This window comes from Microvirga sesbaniae (genome assembly GCF_025460805.1).
GTDB classification, from domain to species: Bacteria; Pseudomonadota; Alphaproteobacteria; order Rhizobiales; family Beijerinckiaceae; genus Microvirga; species Microvirga sesbaniae.
In genome coordinates this window covers 1-6,832 of record NZ_JAMXFJ010000087.1, presented here as the reverse complement: position 1 = coordinate 6,832, position 6,832 = coordinate 1, and the positions used below count along the sequence as shown (strand labels likewise).

Below are 6,832 nucleotides of genomic sequence, written 5' to 3'. Positions count from 1 at the left end.
GCTCGACATTGCGGCCGGCCTCGCGCTCCAAGCGCCGGCTTGACTGCACCCGGTTGAGATAGCCGTAGATGTACAGCTTGAGCAGGACGGCGGGATGGTAGGACGGGCGTCCGGTGGCTTCGGGCACCACCCCGTCAAAGCCCAGCGCCCGCAGATCGAGCGCCTCGACAAAGGCGTCGATGACGCGCACCGGGTTGTTCTCATCAACCCAGTCGTCCAGGCTTTCGGGAAACAGCGTGGTCTGGATGCGATCCACGCCGTCGACAAAGCGTCTCATCGGATCCCCCAAACATGGCAGGGAGATCATACCATCTGCCGCGTTTTGACACAGCCAGGGTCACTTTGAGTCATTCAGCTTGGCCGTGTGATGGTCCGATGACCCTACGGCTGCTGACCTTCGAGCTCCTTCGGCTCCATGCAAAATCCTGATCTTTCCGGTGATACGACCCGCGCAACTGAAAGCGATCTACCGGCCTTCAGCAGCCCTGCGTGGAGCTACAACCAAAGACAACGAAGCAACTGCCAGGAGTGAGCAGATCGTCATGATCGCGATCAGCGGCCAGACAGTTGTGCTGAGGGCGGCGCCAACCACGGGAGCGACCAGCGCGCCGAACCCGATCTGACAGCTGCCTGACAAGCCCGATGCGGCGCCGGCGAGATCCGGCCTCACACTCACCGCACCGGCAATGCCGCTCGGCAGCACCAGCCCATTCGCCACCCCGATGAACAGCATGGGCCCAAACAGGGCGATCGGGGACAGCAAGCCGGAAGCGATCACCGCGGCCATGACCGCGATGCTGGCCAGCGCCAGCAGCGTGCCCCCCAGGATCATCCGGTTCGGTCCCATCGTGGCGGCCAGGCGGCCCGTGGTGAAGTTGCCCAGGATGTAGCCGCACGGCACCAGGGCAAAATACAACCCGTACTCCGCCGGGCTGCGCCCCAGCAGCTCGATCATCACATACGGGGCGCCGGCCAGAAAGGCGAAGAACATGGCCGACACGAAGCTGGTCACCAGCGTGTAGCCCCAGAACGGGCGCGACCGGACGAGGCTGCCGTAGCCCTGCAGGAGTTCGCGAACCGCCTCCCCTCCGGCGCGGCTGTGGTGTGTCTCGTGCAGGCGCCAATACGCGAACACCAGGGCGAGGCCGCCGAACCCGATCAGAAAAGCGAATGAGGCGCGCCAGCCGAACAGCGTCTCGAGCAGGCCGCCGATGGTCGGTGCGATCATGGGAGCGACCGCCATGCCCATGGTGACATAAGCAATCATGCTGGCCACCTGATTGCGTCCAAAGAGATCCCGCACGATGGCGCGGCTCAGGGTGATGCCGGCGCAGCCCCCGATCGCCTGCACGATGCGACCGACGATCAGGACGCCAATGCTCTGCGCCGCCAGGCAGACGATGGATCCCGCGACGAAGGTGAGGAGGCCGAGCAGGAGCACGGGGCGACGGCCAAATCTGTCGGACAGGGGCCCGATGATCAGCTGCCCCACGGCCATCGCGCCGAGATAGAGCGACAGGGTGAGCTGAATGGTAGTGAAACTGACCCCCAGGGCCCGCGCCATGGCGGGCATGGAGGGCAGATACATATTGATCCCCAGCGGGCTCACGGCGGAGACGGCAATGAGCAGCGCAATAAAGCCAGGCTTCACGGTGGGCTGAGCCGCTGCGGCAGGGGTGTGGTCCATGAGTTCGGGGTCGCTTTCGGTGACGCCGCAGACAGCTTGGCCGGTGGGGCGGCTTTATTGCACAAGCTGACCGAGTCTGTGAGGCCACGACAGTGCTTCGTCTCCCGGGGCGGGGCAAGACCACCATGCCCATGCCGCCACGATGGACACGTGCCGCGCCGACGGCGGAATGCCCGCCCTCCTATAGATCCGATGGTTGGCCGTACGATGGTGTTGCAGTGCGCGGCGAGGAACCTCGGCTGCAGCCGAAGACTTGGTCTAAGCTCCTAGAGCTGATCACTTTCCAATCTGTCCCGCTCACCTCGGCAGAAGCAAGCGTGATAGATTGGGGCGAGGGGTTCCTCCGGAGTGGCCGGTGAACGCGCGATAGTCCCCGCTGAGTTGCGCACCCACATTTTAACCGGTCCCGGAAAGACCCTTGCAGCTTGACCGTTATCGGCACTGTTGCCAGCGGATGCAACAAGGATCGCCTTTGCCCCAGGAGAGCCTACTCGGGCACGCCAGCTTTGACCAAGCCTTCCACAAACACGTCACCGTGCGCAAACCGGCTCATGGACTGGCGGACGACACTCACGCGATAGGGTCTGCCCGTGAGGCTGTTCCGCTTCGTCAGGTACATCTGCGCTTCCTCCACCAAGCCGAGGTGGCCACAACAACTGATCAGAGGGTTGTAGTGGCTCACAAGGTCGGGCAGCCCTTTGATGGATCGGCGCAGAAACACAAGGGCTTCAGGAAATCGCCCCGCCGCCAGCAACGCCAGCCCGTGAAACACTGTGTAGATGCCCGCAAAAGGGTCAACCGGACTCATGCGAAGGGCATGACCGGTCTGCGCGATCGCCTCATCGAAATAACCGGCACGAAGGAGTGCTACCCCGTACATCGTGCGACCCATGGCCCAGTTCGGGTGAGTCTCGAGCGCGGTGCGCAGCTGATCCAAAGCTCTGTCGTGATGACCCGCCCCACTGAGGGTCAGACCGAAGGTCATCCGCGCCCACGGTTCGTCAGGATCAAGGGCGAGGGCGCGCTCGGCCAGTTCTTCGGTTTCCCTATAGAGGCCTTCAGCGCCCCCGTTCCGATTGGAAAACCACTGACTGAAGACCTGCCACCACTTGGCCCACGCCAGGATGGCATAGGCACGGGCATAGGAGGGCTCTCGGCGGATGGCGAGATCAAGCAGCGCCTGGGCCTCCTCGTTGGCCTTCCGCTCAACCCGATGGATTAGCGTGATGGCGCGAACAACCAAGCCCCACGTCGCGACACTCTCAGGAGGCTGCTGCAAGGATCTCAGCCCCTCTTCAGCATAGAGGTGCGGCTCAATCGTCGCCACGACATTTTCGGTGATCTCGTCCTGCACCGCAAACACATCTTCCAAATGCCGGTCGTATTTCTCGGCCCAGATGTGCTTGCCGGTCTCGGCGTCGATCAATTGGCCGGTGATGCGAATGCGCTTGCCAGACGCCCTGACACTCCCTTCCAGGACATACCGGACGCCAAGATCCCGAGCGACCTGCCGAACATCGACAGCCCTGCCCTTGTAGGTGAAAGTCGAGTTGCGGGCGATGACGAACAGCCACTTGAGCCGGGACAAACCCGTGATGATGTCCTCGGTCATCCCATCAGCGAAGAACTCCTGCTCGGGATCACCGCTCATGTTCGTGAAGGGCAGGACTGCGATAGAGGGCTTATCTGGTAAGGAGAGGATAGGCTTAGTTGACTTAGCAGTCTTAGACCGTTCGGGGCTGACAGCAAGGCTATAGATCCTGACCGCCCTCGCGATATTCTTGAACGTCTGCTCGCCAAGATCCTCAAACGAGTATGGGAGCTTATCTCGGACCTCCTCGTACACCTTAGCGGAAATCCATATACCCCCAGCGTCTGCCATCTGCTCAAGACGAGCCGCAACATTCACCCCATCGCCGTAGATGTCGCCATCCTCCTCAATGATGATGTCGCCGATGTTGATGCCTATACGCAGTTGGAGAGCATGAGATGACTCCTGAGATGCCTTTGCCGGGAGTGCCTCCTGGATCTCCACCGCACAACGGACGGCCTCTACAGGACTGGAGAACTCGACCAAGAAGCCGTCGCCCGTAGTTTTGACCACGCGCCCCCGGTGGTTCGCGACCATAGCCTCGACCACTCCCCGGCGCAGGCTCTTGATCCTCGCAAGGGTGCCTTCCTCGTCCTGGCCCATATGGGTAGAGAAGCCAACCACGTCAGCCGCGAGGATCGCTGCAAGACGACGGGCCGTCATTCAGGCATACCCGCAAGGCGCAGGCCATCAACCATGTAATCCAAACGTCCTGACTGACTAAATACGACATGCTCGGGGAGGCCGCGGATCGTAATTCCTGGAACGAGGGCAGAGAGGCGCTCGATCATATTTCGGGCTTCATCGAACCGGCCAGCGTAGGCGTAGGCCGCAGCCACCGCACGATAGGTCACGTTGTAGTTCGGGTTCTCCTCAATAGCCCTTAGCCCCCAAGTAATTGTCTCATCAAGCTCTCCCAGCAGCAGGTGAGAGACGGCTCGCGCTGCATGGGCCCGGTAGAGCATGGGGTCTCGGGGGCTCAAACGCACGGCGCGCTCAAGTGCCTCGATAGCCTGTCGAGCTTGACCGGCGTAGTTGCGCACCCACCCGGCGTGCTGGAGTGCCATAGCGTTATTTGGGTTGAGGGTGATGGCTCGTTCAATGGCTCTCATCCCCTCCTGGAGTTGCCCGCCTAGGAACGCGATCGCATAACCGCCTGCTCCCAGCGCGTCCGCGTCTTCTTGCCCCTTGAGAACGGCAAGGCGGCCCAGTGCAAAACCCCGCTGCTTCTCAATCTCACGATCCACGGGCCAGTTCTGCGCTACACGCAGTGTTGAGGCCCAAGCCCCAAGTCCTGCTGCAACGGCGTATCCAGGATCGATTTTCAAGGCGTGGTCAACATAAGCAAGCGCCTCTTCGCTGTCCCTGAGCGTCATCTCGCGGACCGCCGCGAGAGCACGAAGGTAGAGGTCGTACGCATCAAGGCTGTCAGGACGGTTTCCCTTGGCCCTCTCGATCTCCGCCATCTGGAGCCGAGGCGCGATAGCCCCGACCACCCTGCTGGTCATCTCGTCTTGCAGAGTGAATATGTCTTGCATCGAGCCGTCAAACCGCTCAGCCCAGAGGTGCGCCCCATCACCAGTGTCGATCAGCTGCCCTGTTAACCTAAGCCGCTCGCCTGAGCGCCGCACACTGCCTTCCAGAACATAGCGAACACCCAGCTCCTGCCCTACCTGTCGAACGTCCACAGCGCGTCCCTTGTAGGTGAAGGATGAGTTGCGGGCGATCACGAACAGGCGGGGAAAGTGCGAGAGTGCCGTAATGATGTCCTCAACTACCCCGTCTGCGAAGTACTCCTGTTCCGGGTCGCCGCTCATATTGGTGAATGGCAAGACCGCTATGGACGGCCTGTCTGGCAGGGGGAGCGCCTTCGAGATGACTGGAGTGACCACAGGGCTCGACAGGCCAAGTGCGTACACCCGCACCGGCTTAGCAATGTTTTTGACCTGCTGCTCGCCCTGGCTCTCGAAGGTGCCATCAACCTTCCCTTCGGCCTCGTCATAGACCTTGCCGGAGATCAGCACTCCACCAGGGTCGCAGAGGGCCTCCAGGCGAGCGGCTATGTTCACCCCCTCACCGTAGATGTCGCCGTCTGGTTCGATGATCACGTCACCTAAGTTGATCCCGATCCTGAGCTGGAGGGGACCAAATACAAGAGCCTTCTGGATGATAAGGGCGCATCGGACAGCTTCGACAGGACTGGCGAACTCGATCAGGAAGCCATCCCCGGTAGTCTTTACCACGCGGCCTTGATGCTGCTGAACGGCTGGGCTGATCACATCGAGCTGGAGCGCCTTCACCTGCGCGAGGGTGCCTTCCTCGTCTTGGCTCATGAGCGCCGAGAACCCAACTACATCGGCTGCGAAGATCGCCGCAAGACGCCTTTGTACCTTCTGATCAGCAGGGTTGGTCATCTCACCACCGTGACGGAGGCGTTGAGGAGCAATGGTGCTGTGCCAAGGGCGTTTCGTCCAGAGGCAATCTGGTGGCAGGCCCCATGGGCTTATATTCAAGCTTCTGAGCCCGCCTGTCCGTCATCAGACCAGCTATAGCGGACAAGGATTGCGCTTCGCCCATGGATCATGATCTCACCGATCATCCAGTGACCTCGAAGCTCCTCCCCAGCGAGGTCGAGTGCCCTGCGCACGAGGGCCAGGTAAATAGGAGCGAAAGCTGTCATCGCCGAGCTCGCAGGAGTGACGTGCCGGAGGATGAGGTAGGGCGTCCTGCCGCGCAGGCTATGGAGGGAAACGATGATGCTATTACCAACTCACATAAGTCCTTTCCGCTCGCGCTTGCCCGCTAGCCGAACAGGTTGACAGGCGAAATTTTGGTGCACGACCGCGTGATCGTCGTTGCTGTCGCTGCGATTGATCCGCATGGCGCGAGACCTGCCACTGGGCCTGCTCATGACCTGCCATAGGCTCGGACTGTCGTTCTTCGCCTGTCGGGCAACCAGCTGAGACTGAACGGACATCAGCCGAAGATCCCGCCACTCGCCGACCTCGTCATCCGGGTAGCCCCCAAGGGCTTGTCCCCGATCGGCCGCGCTTACCCCCTGTGCTCTACTCTCTGTAAGACTAACAGTTTGATATAGAAAGCGTTTATAAAAGATAACGAAGTTTATTTCATTTTGACTACGGCTGGTTATGGAGACTTCTTGCCGTGAAGTTAGGTATCGATAACTGGCGCTTATCGGCATCTCGGCCGAGAAGGCCGGCGAGAGCCTCGCATTCCCTAAGGGAACTGCCAGAACCTTAACTTTCAAGGCATTTCTGCTTGTTTTGGTCAGCCCCCTCCCCTCCTCGTCACGCCATGAGATCGGCCGCAGCAACGATCCCAAACGGCCAGATGCGGCTGTCCGCAGATATTGTACAACAGTTATCTCTGATTAGTGGTTTGATAGGCTGCACTGGTCTTGCTTCGGTGCACCTCACGAATTAGATATACATCTAACATTTCGTATATCATGGAGGATATCATGCAGGTCGCCAAGTGGGGGAACTCCCTTGCTGTCCGCCTTCCCTCAGCCGTCGTCGACGCGTTGAACCTGA

Annotated in this window: 5 protein-coding genes; 1 reads left to right on the top strand and 4 read right to left on the bottom strand. The window is 60.6% G+C overall.

Translation table 11 applies throughout. The annotated features are described in order from the left end of the window. The 4 genes from OCW50_RS32580 to OCW50_RS32565 form a co-directional block, all read right to left on the bottom strand. On the bottom strand, positions 1-277 hold a 277-nt coding region (locus OCW50_RS32580; protein ID WP_262300363.1), incomplete at its 3' end, for a transposase. Between the two features lie 189 nt (positions 278-466). After that, complete coding sequence (locus OCW50_RS32575) at positions 467-1,687, bottom strand: multidrug effflux MFS transporter (protein WP_262300362.1); 1,221 nt, start codon at positions 1,685-1,687, stop codon at positions 467-469. A gap of 487 nt (positions 1,688-2,174) precedes the next feature. Beyond that, entirely contained in the window at positions 2,175-3,941 is a 1,767-nt protein-coding gene (locus OCW50_RS32570) for an adenylate/guanylate cyclase domain-containing protein (protein ID WP_262300361.1), read from the bottom strand. Continuing rightward, complete coding sequence (locus OCW50_RS32565; protein WP_262300360.1) at positions 3,938-5,692, bottom strand: adenylate/guanylate cyclase domain-containing protein; 1,755 nt, start codon at positions 5,690-5,692, stop codon at positions 3,938-3,940. The genes OCW50_RS32570 and OCW50_RS32565 overlap by 4 nt, the downstream gene beginning before the upstream one ends. Positions 5,693-6,747: 1,055 nt before the next feature. Here OCW50_RS32565 and OCW50_RS32560 point away from each other — a divergent pair. Then, positions 6,748-6,832 (top strand): AbrB/MazE/SpoVT family DNA-binding domain-containing protein (locus tag OCW50_RS32560; protein WP_315974516.1); only part of this gene is annotated, 85 nt, incomplete at its 3' end.